The organism is Pseudomonas sp. S3_G06, assembly GCF_054667565.1.
Genome location: NZ_CP162738.1, coordinates 782,815 through 802,806, shown reverse-complemented (window position 1 = coordinate 802,806; position 19,992 = coordinate 782,815). Strand labels below are relative to the sequence as shown.

Below are 19,992 nucleotides of genomic sequence, written 5' to 3'. Positions count from 1 at the left end.
AACGGCGACCCGGACAAAATAGGCTGCGGCTGTTCGGAATATCAAGCAGCGTCAAACAAAAAGCCTGTCACGGCAGGTAAAGGCTGAATACCCCACCACCCAACGGCCCGCCATTGCTGATTTCGGTGCGCCCTTCCACGCCGATGCGCTGATGCAGCGCGGCGATGCGATTGGCGAAATACAGACCGAGGCCGGTGCTGCCGCTGCTGTGATTGATGCCCTGCACATAATCGGCCTGACGCTCGAGCATCTCTGCTGGATAGCCGTCGCCATCGTCGTTGATGCTCAATACCAGTTGCCCGGCTTCATCACTGACAGTAATCAGCAACGACTCGCGGGCGTAACGGATCGCATTGTTGATGCAGTTACCGAGCACCGAAGCGATCAGCTCGCGATCGAAGAAACCCAGCGGGCTCAACGGATCGACTTCATAGGTGGCGATGATGCCGCGACTGGCAAACACTTCCTGATGCGCGGCCAGTTGCGCCTCGATGAAATCATCGAGTTCGTGATACGCCGGCTGTAGCGGCAACTGGTTGACGCCGAGTTTGTACAGCCCGAGCAACTGCACCAGCATGCCGTTGAGGTGGGCGAACTCGAAGTCGATCACGCCCTGCTCCGAGCCGTCGCGCAGCTCTTTGGGCAGACGCGCGAGCCATTGGCTGTGCGCCTGCATCAGCATGGCCAGGGAATTCTTCATGTCGTGGACGGTGGAGGCAATCACCGTGGAAAAATCCAGCGCCGGATCAATTGGGTTCATTCGCCAAACGCCTTGCTTTTCAGCTTCTGATAACGCGCAAACCGCGCGTCGGTGTCGGGCATCAGGCCCACCAGTTTCAGGCAGGCCCGACATTCTTCCAGCTCCGCCGACGGCACACTGGTGTCGGTGCCGTGCAGCAGCGACTGGGCCAGGTTCAGCGCAATACTGATGTTTTTCGGTTGCAGCTTGAGCGCCTTGCGGAACACCTCGCGGGCCTCGACCAGATTGCCGGTCTTGTACACGCGCACGCCCTGGCGGTTGAGATCGGCCGCAGCGTTGCTCGAGCTGAGAATGGTCGGATCGTCGGTGAGCTTGGCGATGTCTTTCATCACCGCCGGGTCATCACCGTAAATCTCCGCGCAGCTCTTGAGCATCGAAGTGCCCGCCTCGGCCTGACCGAGCATCTGCAACTGCTTGGCCACCAGCAACGCCGCCTCGGGGCTCATGAATTGCTCCATGCCATCGAGGCGCATCAGTGCTTGTTCGGTGAGTTTGTCGGCGGTTTCAGCGTCGTTGAGCAACAGGCTGGTGGCCTTCATCAGCCGCGCGCGAATTTGCAGGCCGGGATCGCTCGGGTTCTCCTTGGCCACGGCACTGAGGGTGGTGTTGATCTCCAGCCGCGTGCGCGTGTCGAGACCGCGATCGCTGCCCTTGCTGATCAGCGCGTGCGCCAGGCCGAGATTGCTTTCCGGGTCCTTGAAACGCGACTGCGCGCCCTGCGCCACGGCCTGACGATAAGCCCGCGAGGCGGTTTCGAAATCTTCGTTGGCCATCGCCAGTTTGCCGAGCAAAGCCTGGCGGCGCACCGCCAGCGGCGACAGACGGATCGCTTCTTCGAGCACCCGCTGCGCGCCTTTGCTGTCGCCTTCGGCCACCAGCACATCAGCCATGCCGTCATACAGTGCCGGCATCATCGGGAACACTTTCAAGGCCTTTTCATAGACCTCTTTGGCCTGCGAGACCTGCCCGCGCTTGAACAGCAACTTGCCCAATCCAGCGAAGGCCCACGGCAACGGCCGGTCGGCAATGATGCCGTCGTAGAGCCGCTCCAGCGCTTCGTTCTGGTTCATGTCGCGCAGGGCGTCGGCGCGGTAGCGCAGGCACAGCGGCGAATAGCGGATGTCCTGTTTGCACAACGCAATACAGGCGTTGAGCACCTCGACCGGCTTACCGCGATCGAGGGCCTGCAGAATCGGTTTGAGCAACGTCTTGCGTTGCTCCAGACGCTCAAGACGCTGGGCCAGTCCGGAACGGTTGAACGGCTTGGTCAGGTACGCATCCGGCTCGTGCTCCAGCGCACTGAGCACCATCGCCTGACTGGTCTCAGCGGTGACCATGACGAAAACGGCTTCGTGGCTGATGAGCTTTTCCGACATCAGGTCTTCGAGCACCTGCTGGCCATTCTTCTTGCCGTCGCCGAGGTGGAAGTCCTGAAGAATGAAATCGTAGGACTTCTGCGAGCACATCTTCAGCGCCTGCTCCCCAGTGTCGGCAGTATCGACATCCTTGACGCCGAGCTCACGCAACATCGAACGCACGGAACTGCGGAAATCGGAAAAATCATCGACGATCAGAAAGCTTTTTTGGTGATACGACGACATCGAAGATTTCCAGGCAATTGAAGAAAACGAACCGAGGCGATTTCAGGCGCGCAGATGATAGCCGGAGGCCATGCGCCATCAAGCGATTTCGCTGGAGTCTGAACTCACCGTTCGGGTTATCGGCCAAAAATCCCGGGGCCTGAGGGTGGTGCTCAAGATTCTTCGTTGAGATTGTCGAAGCGTCCGAGGATCGAAATCAACGACGACTGACCACCGATCATCACGCCGGAAAATTAATCGGCACGGTTGCCAATCACCGGATGTCAAAAACACAGGCAGCACATTTGTCCTTCAAAAGTGCAGGCAGATTAGCAAATGAGGTTTATTCTGCTCAATTACCTGCGCCCCCGGACGTCCGCGATACGCTTGTACCGCCACAAAAAAGGCCGAAGTGATGACCTCGAAAACCCCTGCCTCGCCCTCTGCGCCCGAACGCAAGGACCTGACACCCAGCCACCTGAATTTCCCCGTGGTGGGCATCGGCGCCTCGGCGGGCGGCCTGCAAGCGACCAAGCTGTTTTTCGAGCATATGCCGAAGGACAGTGGCATGGCGTTCGTGATCATTTTGCACCTGTCGCCCGATCACCAGAGCATCGCCGACCAGATCATTCAGGAATCGACGCGCATGCCGGTGCTGCAAGTGACGCAGCCGGTGCCGATCGAAAAGAACTGCGTGTACGTGATTTCTCCGGCGCACTCGCTGACGATGAATGACGGCTACCTGCGCGTCAGCCCCGCTGGCTCACCGCAAGCGCGCCACACTGCCATCGACCTGTTCTTCCGCGATCTGGCCGATGTGCATCGCGAGCGGGCTTTTTGCCTGGTGCTTTCAGGCACCGGTTCCGATGGTGCGGTGGGCTTGTCGCGAATCAAGGAACAGGGTGGCGTGACGCTGGTGCAAGTGCCGGAAGACGCCGAGTTCGACGGCATGCCGCGTGCCGCCATCGAGACGCGCATGGTCGATCTGATACTGCCAGTGGTCGAGATGCCGCAGAAACTGATGGAGCTGTGGCGCAACTCTCAGAACATCAAATTACCCAGCGCCAATGATCCCGACCTGAAAGCCTTGAAGCCTGCAAACGAACACGAAGCGTCGATCGCCGAACAACGCCTGCATGAAATCCTGTTGTACCTGCGCAGCAGCACCGGTCACGATTTCAAACACTACAAGCGCGCCACCGTGCTGCGCCGCATCGAGCGGCGCATGCAGGTCACCAGCCAGTCTGACCTCGGCGCCTATTACGACTACCTGCAAAATACCCCGGAAGAATCCAAGGCCCTGCTCGGCGATATGCTGATCGGCGTGACCAACTTCTTCCGTGACCGCGAAGCCTTCGAAGCCCTTGAGCGCGATGTGCTGCCGCAACTGGTGCAATCGGTTGCCGACTCGTCGGAAAAAGAAGAACTGCGCATCTGGTCTGCCGGCTGCTCGACCGGCGAAGAAGCCTACAGCCTGGCGATCCTGCTCGATGATCAGATGCAGGTACAAAGCAGCAAGGCCAACCTGCAAGTGTTCGCCACCGATATCGACGAACGCGCGATCACCACTGGCCGCGCCGGCACCTATCCGCAAGCCATCGTCACCGACGTACCGCCAACACGCCTTCGGCATTATTTCGTCAAGGACAATGAGCATTACCGGATTCGCAAGGAAATCCGCGAGAAAGTGCTGTTCGCCAAGCACAGCCTGTTGTCCGATCCGCCGTTCTCGCAGATCGACCTGATCGTTTGCCGCAATCTGCTGATTTACCTGGATCGCGAGGTGCAGCGGGAAATCCTGCAGATGTTCCACTTCGCCCTGCGACCGGGTGGTTTCCTGTTTCTCGGCACTTCGGAAAGCGCCGATGCCTGCCATGAACTGTTCGCGCCCGTGGACAAGCGCAACCGCATCTTCCGCGCCAAGACCGGCACCGCGAACAGCCGCCGCACCCCGACCATGCCGCGTGGCGGTTACATGCGCACCAGCGTTTCCCGACCGCCATCGAAAGCCATCGAGCCCGTCAAGCTGTCGTTTGCCGATATCCACCGCCGCGCCATAGAACGCTTCGCCCCGCCGAGCATCATCGTCGACACCAACGCCGATATCCTTCACATGAGCGAAGCCGCCGGGCGCTTCCTGCGGCATGTCGGCGGCGAGCTGTCACGCAACTTGCTGACGCTGATCCTGCCGGAACTGCGCCTGGAAATCCGCACGACGCTGTTCCAGGTGCAGCAAAGCAACCTTACCGTGCGCTCGCGTGAAGTGCTGCTCAAGCGCGAGGAGCGTCAGTACCGCATCACGCTGATTGCGCAGCCGTACAAGGACGACGACTTCGACAGCGAGTGCGTGCTGGTGACCTTCGATGAAACGGAGATCGACGCGCACGAGCAGGCGCTGACCACGGTGCTGCAGACTGAAAGCCAAGTGCTCTCGAATCTGGAACGTGAGCTGCAACGCACCAAATTGCATTTGCAGGACACCATCGAACAGTCGGAAATCTCCAGCGAAGAGCTCAAGGCTTCCAACGAGGAGATGCAGGCGATCAACGAAGAACTGCGCTCGGCCACCGAAGAGCTCGAGACCAGCAAGGAAGAGTTGCAGTCAATCAATGAAGAGCTGTTGACGGTCAACTACGAGCTGAAGACCAAAGTCGAAGAAACCGACAAGATCAACGATTATCTGACCAATCTGATCGCTTCTACTGACATTGCTACGGTGTTCGTTGATCGCAGCATGCGTATCAAATGGTTCACGCCGCGCGCCACCGACATCTTCAGCATGTTGCCGGTAGACACCGGCCGTTCACTGCTGGATATCACCCATCGCCTGAATTACCCGGCGATGACCGAGGATGCGGCGCAAGTGTTCGAATCGCTGAACATGATCGAACGCGAGGTCAGCAGTACCGATAACCGCTGGTACATCGCCCGCTTGCTGCCTTATCGTTCCAGCGAAGACCATATCGACGGCACGGTGCTGACCTTCATCGACATCAGCAAGCGCCGCGAAGCCGAGGAAGAGTTGCGCCTGGGCGAAGAACGCATGCGTCTGGTCGCTGAGAGTACGCGTGACTACGCGATTATCATCCTCGATGAAATGGGTGCGATCACCAGTTGGAACAAAGGCGCTGAACTGATCTTTGGCCACAGCAAAAACGAGGCCGAAGGTCAGTACTACGACTTCATCTTCACAGCCGAAGACCGTGCTGCTGGCATGGCTGAAAGTGAACTATCCACCGCCCGCCAGCACGGCCGCTCGGAGGATGAGCGCTGGCATGTGCGCAAGGATGGCAGCCGTTTCTTCTGCAGCGGCGAGGTCACCCTGCTCAGCGGCGACCGCTTGCAGGGCTATGTAAAAATCGCCCGCGACCTGACCGGACACAAGCGCCAGCAGGATGAACAGAGCAAGGAACTGGCGCAGACGCGCAATACGGTGTCCCTGCGTGATGAGTTCTTCGCGGTCATGTCCCACGAACTCAAGCACCCGCTCAACCTGATCCAGCTCAACGCCGAACTGCTGCGGCGCCTGCCGATGATCCGTACTGCCGGCCCGGCGACCAAAGCGGTCAATACCATCTGCGATGCCGTCAACAGCCAGGCGCGGATCATCGACGACCTGCTTGATGTAGCACGGGTACGCACCGGCAAGCTCAAACTGCAATTGGCGCGTGTCGATCTGAGCGCGGTTCTGCGTGACATCCACACGGTAGTGCTGAATGAACAGCATGCCACGCGCATCGACCTGCAATTGCCTGAAGCACCGTTGATCATTCATGCCGACCCGACACGGGTCGAGCAGATCATCTGGAATCTGGTCAACAATGCCTTGAAGTTCACACCACCGAGCGGGCGCATCGAGTTGATCGCCAGCAAGAGCGGGAAAATGGCGCAACTGGACGTCAAGGATAACGGCGTCGGCATCGCTGCGGAAAACCTCGAACACGTCTTCGATCTGTTCGGCCAGGCGGAAAAACAGCACACCAACCATCAACGTGAAGGCTTGGGCATCGGCCTGTCACTGGTGCGGCAACTGACCGAAGCCCAGCACGGCACGGTGAAGGTTGCTTCGCCGGGACTGGGCGCCGGTTGTACCTTTACCGTTCGCCTGCCGCTGTCGACTGATGTCGAAGAAACCGCTGCAACAGCCGAGGTTGAACCGGTTTCCGGCAAGCTCGATGGCTTGAGCATTCTGCTGGTCGACGACTCGCCGGAAGTGCTGGAGACCTTGAAGCTGCTGCTGGAGATGGAAGACGCCGAAGTGACGGCCTTCGACCATCCCGTGGCAGCGCTGAAAGCCGCTGAGAGCACGCGCTACGATCTGATCATCTCAGACCTCGGCATGCCGGTCATGACCGGCTATGAACTGATGGCTGCCCTGCGCAAGCTGCCGCTGGTGAAAAACGTACCGGCGATCGCCCTGACCGGGTATGGCACTCAGAGCGACATGCAGAAGTCCCGGGAAGCCGGGTTCGATCAGCATCTGGGCAAACCGGTGGCGTACGACGACCTGATTGAAACCATCGAGGCGTTGCGCCGTTCGGAGTTGCTGTAAAGCTCGCCAGCGCTCCAACGCAAAAAGCCCCGCCACACGATTAAGTGAAGCGGGGCTTTTCGTTTTTGAAGAGGTGGTGTCCCAGGCGGGGTTCGAACCTGCAACCTTCCCCTTAGGAGGGGGATGCTCTATCCAATTGAGCTACTGAGACACTGATTGACGCGGGCTGTATGCGGCGCGACAGCCGGCGTGCATGTTAACGGCCAGCCCCTGTTTTGTCATGTCGTCCGTAGGGCTTTTTAAGTGTAGGCAAGCGCCCTGGAAGATTGCGGGAACTTTTACCGGGCAAATTGCACTGCGCGGAAATGCGGTCATTGCAGATTGCAATCAGCGTCGCCGGAAAAAACATACCAAACCCTTGTTTTTAAAGGACTTATCAGCCGTTACACAGTTGGCACGGCGACTGCTATGCCTGTTCTATCAAAAAGAACAATTTGGAGCGTCGTGCCATGAACAGCACCCTCTTGCTTGCAAACGCAGCGGCTCTGGCTGTCTTGCTCGGATCACATTTTTTTCCCAAGGCTGACGTTGAGCAGCCAGTGGCGCAGCGCATGCCGCATTACCTGCAAGTGCAGAAAGCGCCGCAGTGGGCCGTGTTGAGTGATCGCAGCGACGCTTCTACACAAATGGTCAGCGAGCCTGAGCAAGCCTCGGCGCCAACCACCGAACGTCTGGTTTTTTGAAATATCTTCAGGAGTACAACATGTCCAAATCAGCGACGGGATTTCTGATCCTCGCTTTACTGAGTGGCGTTACCCATCTGGCGCTGTTCGAGGAGACGGAAGTCACCTTGCCTCTGGTTGGCTGTGGCGTGTTTGCGGTGCTGTTTGTGCTGGCGCTGATTGCCGGGCGCAAGATCAAGTTCGATCCGGTTCTGCGTTGAGCCGAACCAATTCCAGTAACGAAGAGACCGCGGTAGCAAGGTCAACAGAGTTGTCGATCTGATGAACGGGGCTGTCGCTGGATCTTCGGTCTTTGAACAACGCATTGCGAGCCAGCCTCGCATCGATTTGCTCAGGGGTCTCCCGACCACGGCTGAGCAAGCGCTTGCGCAGGACCTCATCGTTGACTGTCAGCAGAACCGGCACCAGCGTTGGATATTTCTCCATTGCTTGACGCAGGTTCGCTCTCGACCCGTTAACCAGTACGTGCCGGCCCGCTTGCAACCATTCATCCATTTCCCTTGGAATGCCGTAAGAGAGACCGTTGGCTTGCCAGGCCAAGGAAAAAGCGCCTGCGTGCTGTCGCCGGTCGAATTCTTCAGGCGTCACGCCGATTGCATCTTCGCCAATTGACTCCGCTGATCGGGTAATCACCCGGCGCATCACTTCACAGTTCAACTCACGCAATGGCTCACGCGCTGCTTCGATCAGGCTGTCCTTGCCCGAACCGGACGGCCCCATCAGGTAAAAAAGCTTGCCATCCATCCCGAAAACGCCCTCCGACGGGTGCTGCCTCTAGTAAATCGGCAAATTGCCACTATCCTGTACACATAGGGATCAAGAATAGCGAGCCGCATAGCATGCACGTTCTGAGGTCTTCGGACATCAACAGATGTGCATGCGAAAACGGGCAGCGATACGGAAGGATGGAAAGTTTTCCAACCAGTCCGCATTTCTGACAATTGGTGCTGGCATTACGCCTTTACCCGGCTCAATATTTGTCACAGAATTGACGCCAATGATCTGGCAATTTTGAGGCATGATGCCGGCCTCTTAACAATTCAGGTTGAACCAATTGGTCCGGATGCTTGTCCTACCACACATCCTGCGGCCAATCCCGAGAACCGCTCCCCTGAACTAACCGGTTAAATATATGCGCCCATTGAAACAGGCAATTTATTCCAGCCGTACGGCTGACAAGTTTGTCGTACGTCTGCCAGACGGAATGCGTGAACGCATTGCCGAGGTGGCTCGCAATCATCATCGCAGCATGAACTCCGAGATCATTGCGCGCCTTGAGCAGAGTCTTATTCAGGAAGGCGCACTGGGCGAAGAGCTGAGCATGCGCCTGGACAGCCCGGAGCTGTCGCTGCACGAGCGCGAGCTGTTGCAACGCTTCCGTCAGCTGTCGCACCGTCAGCAGAACGCCCTGGTGTCGCTGATCGCACACGACGCAGAAATGGCCGCAGACGCGTCCTGAGTTATACCGAACATATTGAAGCCAGCATGATTGCTGGCTTTTTTTTGCCCGCAATATGACAGATGGCCGCTTGGCAATTGAGTGTGGCAGGCACAAAAAAGCCCGTCGATTTGACGGGCTTTTCATTGCACAAGGTCAGAGCAGGAAGATTGTCGCCAACCCGAGGAAGATGAAGAAGCCACCGCTGTCGGTCATCGCGGTGATCATCACACTGGCGCCCATCGCCGGATCGCGGCCCATTTTGGCCAGCGTCATCGGGATCAACACGCCCATCAACGCCGCCAGCAACAGATTGAGCGTCATCGCTGCCGTCATCACCACGCCAAGCGACCAACTGCCGTAGAGCATGTACGCGACTACACCGATCACCCCGCCCCAGACCAGACCGTTGATCAAACCGACCGCCAGCTCTTTGCGCATCAAGCGCGAGGTGTTGCCGGTGCTGACCTGATCCAGCGCCATGGCGCGCACGATCATGGTGATGGTCTGGTTGCCGGAGTTGCCGCCGATACCCGCCACGATCGGCATCAGCGCCGCCAGTGCCACGAGCTTCTCGATCGAACCTTCGAACAGACCGATCACCCGCGATGCGACAAATGCAGTGATCAGGTTCACCGCCAGCCACGCCCAACGGTTACGCAGGGATTTCCACACCGAGGCGAAGATATCTTCCTCTTCGCGCAGACCGGCCATGTTGAGGACTTCGCTTTCGCTTTCCTCACGGATCAGGTCGACCATTTCGTCGATGGTCAGACGGCCGATCAGTTTGCCGTTCTTGTCGACCACCGGCGCCGAGATCAAGTCGTAACGCTCGAATGCCTGAGCGGCGTCGTAGGCGTCTTCGTCAGGATGGAAACTGACCGGATCGCTGGCCATGACTTCGGCGACCTGCTTCTCCGGATCGTTGACCAGCAGACGCTTGATCGGCAGCACGCCCTTGAGCACGCCGTCGTAATCGACCACGAACAGTTTGTCGGTGTGACCGGGAAGCTCTTTGAGGCGACGCAGGTAACGCAGAACCACTTCAAGGCTGACGTCCTCACGGATCGTCACCATCTCGAAGTCCATCAACGCACCGACCTGATCCTCGTCATAGGAGAGGGCCGAGCGCACGCGTTCGCGCTGCTGGTTATCCAGACTCTCCATCAGCTCATGGACAACGTCGCGCGGCAGCTCGGAGGCCAGGTCAGCGAGTTCGTCGGCGTCCATGTCCTTGGCCGCAGCCAGGAGCTCGTGATCGTCCATGTCGGCGATCAGCGTCTCACGGACGGAATCGGATACTTCAAGAAGAATGTCGCCGTCGCGGTCGGCCTTGACCAGTTGCCAGAGCGTCAGACGATCGTCCAGCGGCAAGGCTTCGAGAATGTAGGCGACGTCGGCGGAGTGCAGGTCATCGAGCTTGCGTTGCAGCTCGACGAGGTTTTGCCGGTGAACCAGGTTTTCCACGCGGTCGTGATGCGGACCTTCCTGGCGATGAGTCAGGTCTTCAACGACACGTTGGCGCTGCAGCAACTCGACGACCTGAGCCAGGCGGTCCTGCAGGCTTTCCTGTGTTTTCTTTACTTCGATTTCGGACATAGGCGAACTCCACTCCCAGCAGCGGGGCACGCCGGAAGGATCAATCAGTCAATTCATGATTGGTGAAACGGTTTACTGAACAACTACTGGGTAAGTCCATGGAGGTTTTCCATAAGCCCCGGCGGGGCTGACGGGCGCAATGATACACGCCTGACGGTTTAAAACGTTGAAAAAATCACGGCTGAAACAAGCGCTTGCGAAACAAACCTGAGCACCTGCCTGACCCGTGCAAATGCGACGACTCATCTTGAAAAGAAAACACACCGGCAACGCAAAAAGCAGCGACTACCCTTGAGCGTAGATCGTCACGGAGGACATCGAATGCCAGCAAAACCCGCGCTATATCTACTGACCGTCCTGCTCCACACCACGCCTGCCAACGCCACCACACTTCATCGTTGCCAGGCCGCTGACGGCAGCGTCACATTCACATCGATGAGCTGCGCAACCGGCGAGCAGCTCTCAATTCAGGAGGTCCACCCGTATTCACCTGGCTGGGTCGCAATCATGCCGGAGTTCAATCACGAAGCCGTGACCGGCATGAAAGACAGCGGACGCGAACCAGGCATCGTCGGCGGCAGCGAACACAAATGTGGAAACCTGATCGATAACAAACAGCGGCGCGAAGCGATCATCAATCGGCGAGTAATTGCCGGCATGAGCCAGCGGGACGTCGAAAGCGCACTGGGCAAGCCCGACAAGATCAACACGCGCACGTCGACCACGAGCTATCGTTACGACCTCAAGCGAGGCCGCAGTGCTCAAATTGATTTTGATGAAAGAGGGTGTGTGAAGGGAAAAGCCAAATCCCGGACAGCAAAAAGCCCGCGTTAAACGCGGGCTTCTTGGTATATGGTGCACTCGACAGGATTCGAACCTGTGACCGCTCGGTTCGTAGCCGAGTACTCTATCCAGCTGAGCTACGAGTGCATTTTGTGTTTTTAAACCAGACCACAACTGGCTGAAGCCGAGTTACTCACCTTACAGCAAATAACTCTTAAATGGTGCACTCGACAGGATTCGAACCTGTGACCGCTCGGTTCGTAGCCGAGTACTCTATCCAGCTGAGCTACGAGTGCATTTGTTGCCGCGCATTATAGGCCGTCTAATCTCTATGTCAAACACTTTTTCTAGTAATTTCAACAACTTACAGAAGAAGCCAGATTACGACGTACTAAGCAAATAATGGCGGAGAACGGGGGATTCGAACCCCCGACACCCTTTTGAGGTGTACTCCCTTAGCAGGGGAGCGCCTTCGGCCACTCGGCCAGCTCTCCGCAACACGGGGCGTATATTAACCAGCTTCTTCCCCGTTTGCAAACATAAAAATCGATAAAAATTAATGGCTTGGTTCTTCGTCCTTCTCTTTCTTTATACGCAGGTAAATTTCCTCACGGTGCACCGCAACCTCTTTCGGAGCGTTGACGCCGATACGCACCTGGTTTCCTTTGACGCCGAGCACGGTCACGGTGATTTCGCCGTCACCGATAATCAGGCTTTCCGCGCACCGACGAGTCAGAATCAGCATACCTTTCTCCTTACGCCATTCATTTCAGGGACAACAGTCTGCAAAAAAAAGGCACCCGACCTACAACCGCAGCGATCGTAGCCCTACATGCCTGAGTATTGACCAGCGCGAGCAAAAGAACAGTTCCGGGGCTCGCGCCATTCAAAAATAAAGGGCGCGGTCAGACCGCGCCCTTCACAGAAGCGGATTACTCGCCCTGACGGGCCGGAGCATCCAGTTCGAAAGCCGTGTGCAGCGCGCGCACAGCCAGTTCCAGGTATTTCTCTTCGATCACTACGGACACCTTGATTTCCGAAGTCGAGATCATCTGGATGTTGATGCTTTCTTTCGCCAGGGATTCGAACATGCGGCTGGCCACGCCTGCGTGGGAACGCATGCCGACGCCGACGATCGAGACCTTGGCAATCTTGGTGTCGCCGACGACCTCACGGGCACCGATCTCGCGAGCGGTGTTTTCCAGCACGGTCTGTGCGGCCTGGTAGTCGTTGCGGTGCACGGTGAAGGTGAAGTCGGTGGTGTTATCGTGCGCGACGTTCTGCACGATCATGTCGACTTCGATGTTCGCGGCACTGATCGGGCCGAGAATCTTGAACGCCACGCCCGGGGTGTCTGGCACGCCACGGATGGTCAGCTTGGCTTCATCGCGGTTGAAAGCGATGCCGGAAATGATCGGCTGTTCCATGGTTTCCTCTTCATCAATAGTAATGAGGGTGCCCGGACCCTCCTTGAAGCTGTGCAGTACGCGCAGCGGAACGTTGTACTTGCCGGCGAATTCCACCGCACGGATCTGCAGCACCTTGGAACCGAGGCTGGCCATTTCCAGCATCTCTTCGAAGGTGATCTTGTCCAGACGCTGAGCGACCGGCACCACACGCGGGTCGGTGGTGTAGACACCGTCGACGTCGGTGTAGATCTGGCATTCATCCGCCTTCAAGGCCGCCGCCAGTGCCACGCCGGTGGTATCGGAACCGCCGCGACCGAGGGTGGTGATGTTGCCGTGCTCATCGACGCCCTGGAAACCGGCGACAACCACCACGCGACCAGCCTTCAGATCACCGCGAATCTTCTGGTCATCAATCTGCAAGATACGCGCTTTATTGTGCGCACTGTCAGTCAGGATCCGTACCTGATTACCGGTGTACGACACCGCCGGCACACCGCGCTTGATCAGCGCCATGGCCAACAGGGCAATCGTCACCTGCTCACCGGTGGACACGATCACGTCCAGCTCGCGCGGAACCGGTTGTGCCTCGCCACTGATTTGCTTGGCCAGATCGATCAGACGGTTGGTTTCGCCGCTCATTGCAGACAGCACAACCACCAGGTCATCGCCGGCATCGCGGAATTTCTTAACCTTGTCGGCGACCTGCTCGATTCTCTCGACAGTGCCGACCGAGGTGCCTCCAAATTTCTGTACGATCAAAGCCATTTCAAAGCCGCCTCTGCCCATGAAGGGCGCCCAATAATCTTTCGAACAGTCGCCGGGCCCGCCACTAGACTGCGGGGCCGGCGAGCCGTCTTATAAAGCCTGCTCGACGAATGGAACGGTCAGCGCCAGCGCGCCATCCAGCGCAGCGGCATCGACACCGCCGCCCTGCGCCATGTCCGGACGACCACCACCCTTCCCGCCCACTGCCGCAGCAGCCTGTTTCATCAAATCACCGGCTTTGAGTTGGCCAGTCAGGTCCTTGGTTACGCCTGCAACCAGTACGACCTTTTCCTCATGGACACCGCCGAGCAGGATCACTGCGCGGCCGAGTTTGTTTTTCAGCTGATCGACCAGCGCCAGCAGCGCCTTGCCATCCTGACCGTCCAGACGGGCGGCCAAAACCTTCACATCCTTGACGTCCACCGCCGAGGCCGACAGATCGTCGCCCGCAGCGCTGGCTGCCTTGGCCTGCAACTGCTCGAGTTGTTTCTCCAGCAGACGGTTGCGCTCCAGTACCGCCGAGAGCTTGTCGATCAGGTTGTCGCGGCTGCCCTTGACCAGGCTGGCCGCTTCCTTGAGTTGTTCTTCCGCCGCGTTCAAGTAGGCCAGCGCCGCAGCACCGGTGACTGCCTCGATACGACGCACGCCCGATGCCACGCCGCCTTCGCTGATGATTTTCAGCAGGCCGATGTCGCCGGTACGGTTGGCGTGGATACCGCCGCACAGTTCGACCGAGAAGTCGCCCATGCTCAGCACGCGCACGCTGTCGCCGTACTTCTCGCCGAACAGCGCCATGGCGCCTTTGTTCTTCGCGGTTTCGATGTCGGTTTCTTCGGTTTCAACGGCGGAGTTCTTGCGAATCTCGGCGTTGACGATGTCTTCCAGCTGCTTGATCTGTTCTGGCTTGATCGCTTCGAAGTGGCTGAAGTCGAAACGCAGACGCTGACTGTCGACCAACGAACCTTTCTGCTGCACATGCTCACCGAGCACCTGACGCAGCGCGGCGTGCAGCAAGTGCGTAGCCGAGTGGTTCAGCGCGGTGGCGTGACGCACTTCGGCGTCGACGTGGGTTTCCACCGGCGCCCCAATGGTCAGACTGCCCGAGGCCAGCACGCCGTGGTGCAGGAATGCGCCGCCGGTCTTGGTGGTGTCGCGCACGTCGAAGCGGCTGCTGCCGGCCTGAATGAAACCGCAGTCGCCGATCTGGCCACCGGATTCGGCGTAGAACGGCGTCTGGTTGAGCACGATCACGCCTTCCTGACCTTCGCTCAGCACGTCGACCGACTGGCCATCCTTATAGATGGCAACGATTTTCGCCGAGCCGCTGGTGGCGGCGTAACCGGTGAACTCGGTGGCCACGTCGACCTTGACCAAGGTGTTGTAGTCCAGACCGAACGAGCTGGCCGAACGCGCGCGAACACGCTGCGCTTCCATCTCGCGCTCGAAACCGGCTTCGTCGACGGTCAGGCCGCGCTCGCGGGCGATGTCGGCGGTCAGGTCCATCGGGAAACCGTAGGTGTCGTAGAGTTTGAACACCACGTCGCCTGGCACCACGGTGCCTTTGAGCTCGGCCAGATCCTGCTCGAGGATTTTCAGGCCGTGCTCCAGGGTCTTGGAGAACTGCTCTTCTTCAGCCTTGAGCACGCGTTCGATGTTGCTTTGCTGCTTCTGCAGTTCCGGGAAGGCTTCGCCCATCTCGGCAACCAGCGCCGCGACGATCTTGTAGAAGAAGCTGCCGGTGGCGCCGAGCTTGTTGCCGTGACGGCAGGCGCGACGGATGATCCGGCGCAGCACGTAACCGCGACCTTCGTTGGACGGCAGCACGCCATCGGCAATCAGGAAACCGCAGGAACGGATGTGGTCGGAGACGACTTTGAGCGAGGACTGATCGCCGTTTTCGCAGCCGATCGCTTCAGCCGAAGCCTTGAGCAGGTTCTTGAACAGGTCGATGTCGTAGTTGGAGTTGACGTGCTGCATCACCGCACTGATCCGCTCCAGGCCCATGCCGGTGTCCACCGACGGCGCTGGCAACGGATGCAACACGCCATCGGCGGTGCGGTTGAACTGCATGAACACGTTGTTCCAGATTTCGATGTAGCGGTCGCCATCTTCTTCCGGCGAGCCCGGCGGGCCGCCCCAGATGTGCTCGCCGTGATCGTAGAAAATCTCGGTGCACGGGCCGCACGGGCCGGTATCGCCCATGGTCCAGAAGTTGTCGGAAGCGTACGGCGCACCCTTGTTGTCGCCGATGCGGATCATGCGCTCGGCGGGCACACCGATTTTCTGTGTCCAGATGTCATACGCTTCGTCGTCGGTAGCGTAGACGGTGACCCAGAGCTTTTCCTTCGGCAGCTTGAGCACGCCAGTCAGGAAGGTCCAGGCAAAGGTGATCGCGTCGTGCTTGAAGTAGTCGCCGAAGCTGAAGTTACCGAGCATTTCGAAGAACGTGTGGTGACGCGCGGTATAACCGACGTTTTCCAGGTCACTGTTCTTGCCGCCGGCGCGCACGCATTTCTGGCTGCTGGTGGCACGGGTGTACGCACGTTTTTCCTGGCCCAGGAAGCAGTCCTTGAACTGGTTCATCCCCGCGTTGGTGAACAGCAGGGTTGGGTCGTTGCCCGGAATCAAAGAGCTGGAGGCTACACGGGTGTGGCCTTGCTCTTCGAAGAAGCGAAGGAAGGCTTCACGGATTTCTGCGCTTTTCATTAGGTTCTTCCACGGAGGCTGCGGCCAAAGGCCTGTTCGAAACGTCGTGAGACGAAGCGACGGCAAAGGGCCGCATTATATCGGCCCTGCGCGCGGGGTACAGCGTGTTTATACGATAGAAACGGTCAATTGGACGGCTGACGCTGTCACTTGCGTGAAAACTCGACGAATGTCGCGATCACTTGTTCGATTTGCGCGCGGCTGACGTCCATGTGCGTGACCATGCGCAAGCGCGCAGCGGCGCTGAGCCTGATCCCGCGTTCGCCGGCAAAGTCCTTGAGTGCTGCGGCCTTGTCGCCCATCTGCACATAGACCATGTTGGTTTGCACGGGCTCGACGACGAAACCGGCCTCACGCAGACCCTCGGCGAGCAACTGCGCGTTGGCATGGTCATCCGCCAGCCGTTCGACGTGATGATCGAGCGCGTACAAGCCAGCCGCCGCGAGCAACCCGGCCTGACGCATGCCGCCACCGACCATTTTGCGCAAACGCCGCGCCTTGCCGATCAGTTGCTCGGAGCCGCACAGCACCGAGCCGACCGGCGCGCCGAGGCCTTTGGACAGGCACACCGACACCGAATCGAAATGCTGGGTGATCTCGCGGGCATCGACGCCGAGCTTGACCGCCGCGTTGTACAACCGCGCGCCGTCCAGGTGCAATTGCAGGCCGTGTTCCTGCGTAAAGCGTCGCGCGCGCGCCAGATATTCCAGCGGCAAGACTTTGCCCTGCATGGTGTTTTCCAGCGCCAGCAAACGCGTGCGGGCGAAATGGAAATCGTCCGGTTTGATCGCGGCCGCAACCTGATCCAGATCCAGTGAACCGTCGGCCTGCACCTCCAGCGGCTGCGGCTGAATCGAACCGAGCACCGCCGCCCCGCCACCTTCGTACTTATAGGTGTGCGCCTGCTGACCGACGATGTACTCATCGCCACGCTCGCAGTGCGCCATCAGGCCGAGCAGGTTGCTCATGGTCCCGGTCGGCACGAATAGCGCAGCGGCAAAGCCCAGGCGTTTGGCCAGTTCGGCCTCGAGGCGATTGACCGTCGGATCTTCGCCATACACGTCGTCACCGGTATCGGCTGCGGTCATCGCATCGAGCATGGCTGGAGTCGGTTGGGTGACGGTGTCGCTGCGAAGATCAATAACGCTCATGAACCTGGCCTCTGGTCAGATGGGGAAATCCCTTTGTGAAGTGGAATTACTGCGGTCATCGCGCAGATTAATCAACCCTTGAACGCGGAAAAATCACCGCCCTCAGGAAAAAGCACAATCCATGTGGGAGCGAGCCTGCTCGCGAAAGCGGAGTAACAGGCAGCATATGCGTTGAATGTGAAGCCCCTTTCGCGAGCAGGCTCGCTCCCACAGTGTCATGTGCATGGCCGGGAAATATGTGTTACAAACTTGCCGCCGCCCGCCTATGGGCGGCGAAAACGTTCTCAGGGCGGGGTGCAATTCCCCACCGGCGGTAATTGCGCGCAATGCGCATAGCCCGCGAGCGCTTGGCGTTGCACACGGCTTGGATCGGGTGCATCGGCAAGGTCAGCAGACCCGGTGTGATCCCGGGGCCGACGGTCATAGTCCGGATGAAGAGAGAACGGGATCGACGCCAAAGGGCCGTCCGCGTGCATTCGTGCCTGCGTTCGCACCTTGCATCCCTTTCGATTCATAACGCCCTGTTTTTCACACAAACAGGAGTCAGAACATGCAACCCACCGCTATCGACAGCAAAAGCAAACACCCACAGGGCGAGCGCGTCGCGTTCATCCAGGCCTGCTGGCACAAGGAAATCGTCGACCAGAGCCGCAAAGGCTTCGTCGCTGAAATGCTGGTGCAGGGTTATCAGGAGTCGGACATCGATTTCTTCGAAGTCGGCGGCGCCTTTGAAATGCCGCTGCACGCCAAGCTGTTGGCCAAGTCCGGCCGTTACGCCGGCATCGTCGCCGCCGCCCTGGTGGTGGACGGCGGCATTTACCGTCACGAGTTCGTTGCGCAATCGGTGGTCAGCGGCCTGATGCAGGTGCAGCTGGAAACCGAAGTGCCGGTGTTCTCGGTGTCGCTGACCCCGCATCACTTCCATTCGGGCGAAGAGCATCAGAAGTTCTTCTTCGAGCACTTTGTGCACAAGGGTCAGGAAGCAGCGCGGACTTGCGCCGATACTTTGCAGAAGATTCGCGCGTTGCGTCGAACCGAGCCGCGTGCTGTAGCGGTCTGACTGCACCAGGCCGGGTGGGGACTCAAGCCCCTCCCGGATTCAAATGTGGGAGCGAGCCTGCTCGCGAAGGCGCTGTGTCAGCCTCCATAGATGTTGGCAGACAGTCAGCATTCGCGAGCAGGCTCGCTCCCACAGTGGTTTGCGTTAACCGGCACGTCAGGCGAGGTTTTCGTCAGTGGCCGGGACGATCAGGATGCCGGCGCGCAAGCCATTCTTGACCTTGGGGTTGGGGAAGATGATTCGCGCGCCCTGCTCTTCGATCACCCAACGGGTATTGGCCAGATCCTCGGCCAGCACATAACCCGGTTCCAGCTCGGAAAAGTTCTCGATATCCGCCGGCAGATTCAGGCGGAACGCATCGCTGTGCTTGATGATTTCCCGCGCCACGCTGAACAGCTGCAAGCCGTCCAGCCCTTCTTCTGTCTCCGGCTCAGTGCCTTCGATGATCTGCTTCAGACGGGTTTCCAGCAGTGAGACGTTGACGCCATCGTTCTGCCCGAACGGCCGCGCCTTGCCCAGTTCCAGGGTAAAAGCTTCAGCGTCGAGCTTGTCGTAGGTGTACGAACTGAAGACGATGGATGGTTTGTTCTGCAACAGCACTGCTTCCATGCCGGCGGCGCGCAGGCGTGCCAGCTCACGACGGGAATGCTGGCGCCCTTCCTTCCACGGGTACAAGGCGAACTGTTCGATCTTCGACCCACGAATCGCGGTATGCAGGTCGTAGTGCAGACGCTCGCGCTCGGGTTTGCTGAAGAAACTCGCCGCCAGCCGTTCCAGCTCACAGGCGCGCAACGCTTCCGAGCCGCTGCTTTGTTCGTGGCGGCCGTTGAACAGCCGATTGACGTCCTGCTCGACGAAACGCTCGCCCTTGCGAATCGCTTCCGGGTTGCCGAACAGGAACAGAATGCGTGCGCGCGGCTTGAGATCGCCGCGTGCGATGTCGTGCAGCAGCCGATCAAGCAACTCGATCGGTGCCGTTTCGTTGCCATGGATGCCTGCCGACAGCAGCAGGTCCAGGCCATTGTCGCGCGCTTCCGGGGGCCGCACTTCCAGCGCCCCTTCGCTCAACCAGCGCATGCGCACGCCTTCGACAGTCAGTTGAGTCTTCTCCGCCGGTTCGCGGCCGGCGAGGGTCAGTTCAAGCAGTTTGCCGAGGGCGAGCATAGAGCGGTTTCCTTAGTGGTCGTGGTTGCAATCCGGGCCGTGTACGTGATCCTCGTCAGCGCCGAGGTCAGCCGGTTCCATTTCCAGTTGCAGACTTACCAGATTAGTCGCCAATGGGCGCAGCAGCAGGTTGGCGTACTCTTCGTCACCTTCCTCGACGTCCACGCCGATCAGCAGCTGGCCACGGCCGTCCTGCTGGATCCACAGCTCTTTGCCTTGCCACATCACCGCGACGCGGGTGCACGAGGTTTGCAATTGCGTGCCGTCGGTGTCTTCAAGGATCAGCTGCAGGGAATCGCTCATGTTTTTACTCTCTTGGGGTGACACGCCGCGCGCCGCGTT

General features: G+C 58.9%; 16 protein-coding genes, 4 tRNA genes and 1 riboswitch. Of the genes, 6 read left to right on the top strand and 14 right to left on the bottom strand.

Annotated features, from left to right (window positions below; translation table 11 throughout):
* Nucleotides 1–67: 67 nt before the first annotated feature.
* Nucleotides 68–760, bottom strand: a complete 693-nt coding sequence (locus AB4N47_RS03640; protein ID WP_460154419.1) for a sensor histidine kinase — start codon at nucleotides 758–760, stop codon at nucleotides 68–70.
* Nucleotides 757–2,361 (bottom strand): tetratricopeptide repeat-containing response regulator, encoded by a 1,605-nt coding sequence (locus tag AB4N47_RS03635; protein WP_016773603.1) that lies wholly within the window; start codon nucleotides 2,359–2,361, stop codon nucleotides 757–759. Before AB4N47_RS03635 ends, AB4N47_RS03640 begins: the two co-directional genes overlap by 4 nt.
* Nucleotides 2,362–2,755: 394 nt before the next feature.
* Between AB4N47_RS03635 and AB4N47_RS03630 the strand changes: the two genes are divergently transcribed.
* Nucleotides 2,756–6,892, top strand: a complete 4,137-nt coding sequence (locus tag AB4N47_RS03630) for a CheR family methyltransferase (RefSeq protein WP_341638990.1) — start codon at nucleotides 2,756–2,758, stop codon at nucleotides 6,890–6,892.
* A gap of 74 nt (nucleotides 6,893–6,966) precedes the next feature.
* Here the strand turns inward: AB4N47_RS03630 and AB4N47_RS03625 are convergent.
* Nucleotides 6,967–7,043: transfer RNA gene (locus tag AB4N47_RS03625), tRNA-Arg, on the bottom strand.
* Between the two features lie 298 nt (nucleotides 7,044–7,341).
* Here AB4N47_RS03625 and AB4N47_RS03620 point away from each other — a divergent pair.
* Complete coding sequence (locus AB4N47_RS03620; RefSeq protein ID WP_016773600.1) at nucleotides 7,342–7,575, top strand: hypothetical protein; 234 nt, start codon at nucleotides 7,342–7,344, stop codon at nucleotides 7,573–7,575.
* Nucleotides 7,576–7,595: 20 nt separating this feature from the next.
* Nucleotides 7,596–7,775 carry a PA3371 family protein gene (locus AB4N47_RS03615; RefSeq protein WP_016773599.1) on the top strand — a complete coding sequence of 60 codons (180 nt, stop codon included), beginning with the start codon at nucleotides 7,596–7,598 and terminating at the stop codon, nucleotides 7,773–7,775.
* Here the strand turns inward: AB4N47_RS03615 and phnN are convergent.
* Nucleotides 7,750–8,319: a phosphonate metabolism protein/1,5-bisphosphokinase (PRPP-forming) PhnN gene (phnN, locus tag AB4N47_RS03610; protein WP_460154418.1), complete on the bottom strand. Its 570-nt coding sequence runs from the start codon at nucleotides 8,317–8,319 to the stop codon at nucleotides 7,750–7,752. The two genes, AB4N47_RS03615 and phnN, sit on opposite strands and share 26 nt — an antisense overlap.
* 388 nt (nucleotides 8,320–8,707) lie before the next feature.
* Here phnN and AB4N47_RS03605 point away from each other — a divergent pair, with 388 nt between their 5' ends.
* Nucleotides 8,708–9,034, top strand: coding sequence for an Arc family DNA-binding protein (locus AB4N47_RS03605; protein WP_003178899.1), 327 nt, complete (start codon nucleotides 8,708–8,710; stop codon nucleotides 9,032–9,034).
* A 135-nt stretch (nucleotides 9,035–9,169) separates the two neighbouring features.
* Here AB4N47_RS03605 and mgtE read toward each other — a convergent pair whose 3' ends face one another.
* Nucleotides 9,170–10,612, bottom strand: coding sequence for a magnesium transporter (gene mgtE, locus AB4N47_RS03600; RefSeq protein WP_016773597.1), 1,443 nt, complete (start codon nucleotides 10,610–10,612; stop codon nucleotides 9,170–9,172).
* 321 nt (nucleotides 10,613–10,933) lie between these two features.
* Here mgtE and AB4N47_RS03595 point away from each other — a divergent pair, with 321 nt between their 5' ends.
* Nucleotides 10,934–11,446, top strand: a complete 513-nt coding sequence (locus AB4N47_RS03595) for a cell envelope protein SmpA (protein WP_341638988.1) — start codon at nucleotides 10,934–10,936, stop codon at nucleotides 11,444–11,446.
* A 19-nt stretch (nucleotides 11,447–11,465) separates the two neighbouring features.
* On the opposite strand, the gene AB4N47_RS03590 is transcribed toward AB4N47_RS03595, so the two are convergent.
* The 7 genes from AB4N47_RS03590 to ltaE form a co-directional block, all read right to left on the bottom strand.
* A tRNA-Arg gene (locus AB4N47_RS03590) sits at nucleotides 11,466–11,542 on the bottom strand.
* 72 nt (nucleotides 11,543–11,614) lie between these two features.
* Nucleotides 11,615–11,691: transfer RNA gene (locus AB4N47_RS03585), tRNA-Arg, on the bottom strand.
* 107 nt (nucleotides 11,692–11,798) lie between these two features.
* Nucleotides 11,799–11,889: transfer RNA gene (locus AB4N47_RS03580), tRNA-Ser, on the bottom strand.
* A 62-nt stretch (nucleotides 11,890–11,951) separates the two neighbouring features.
* On the bottom strand, nucleotides 11,952–12,140 hold the full coding sequence (gene csrA / locus AB4N47_RS03575; protein ID WP_002554426.1) for a carbon storage regulator CsrA: 189 nt from the start codon (nucleotides 12,138–12,140) through the stop codon (nucleotides 11,952–11,954).
* A gap of 187 nt (nucleotides 12,141–12,327) precedes the next feature.
* Nucleotides 12,328–13,569: an aspartate kinase gene (locus tag AB4N47_RS03570; RefSeq protein ID WP_016773595.1), complete on the bottom strand. Its 1,242-nt coding sequence runs from the start codon at nucleotides 13,567–13,569 to the stop codon at nucleotides 12,328–12,330.
* Nucleotides 13,570–13,659: 90 nt separating this feature from the next.
* Nucleotides 13,660–16,275 carry an alanine--tRNA ligase gene (gene alaS / locus AB4N47_RS03565; RefSeq protein ID WP_122612069.1) on the bottom strand — a complete coding sequence of 872 codons (2,616 nt, stop codon included), beginning with the start codon at nucleotides 16,273–16,275 and terminating at the stop codon, nucleotides 13,660–13,662.
* A 146-nt stretch (nucleotides 16,276–16,421) separates the two neighbouring features.
* Nucleotides 16,422–17,426 carry a low-specificity L-threonine aldolase gene (gene ltaE / locus AB4N47_RS03560; protein ID WP_073472127.1) on the bottom strand — a complete coding sequence of 335 codons (1,005 nt, stop codon included), beginning with the start codon at nucleotides 17,424–17,426 and terminating at the stop codon, nucleotides 16,422–16,424.
* 276 nt (nucleotides 17,427–17,702) lie between these two features.
* Nucleotides 17,703–17,874, top strand: a riboswitch (FMN riboswitch).
* Nucleotides 17,875–17,976: 102 nt separating this feature from the next.
* Between ltaE and AB4N47_RS03555 the strand changes: the two genes are divergently transcribed.
* On the top strand, nucleotides 17,977–18,486 hold the full coding sequence (locus AB4N47_RS03555) for a 6,7-dimethyl-8-ribityllumazine synthase (protein ID WP_016773593.1): 510 nt from the start codon (nucleotides 17,977–17,979) through the stop codon (nucleotides 18,484–18,486).
* A gap of 156 nt (nucleotides 18,487–18,642) precedes the next feature.
* On the opposite strand, the gene astE is transcribed toward AB4N47_RS03555, so the two are convergent.
* On the bottom strand, nucleotides 18,643–19,650 hold the full coding sequence (gene astE / locus AB4N47_RS03550; protein WP_122612067.1) for a succinylglutamate desuccinylase: 1,008 nt from the start codon (nucleotides 19,648–19,650) through the stop codon (nucleotides 18,643–18,645).
* A 12-nt stretch (nucleotides 19,651–19,662) separates the two neighbouring features.
* Nucleotides 19,663–19,953 (bottom strand): hypothetical protein, encoded by a 291-nt coding sequence (locus AB4N47_RS03545; RefSeq protein WP_016773591.1) that lies wholly within the window; start codon nucleotides 19,951–19,953, stop codon nucleotides 19,663–19,665.
* Between the last annotated feature and the right edge of the window lie 39 nt (nucleotides 19,954–19,992).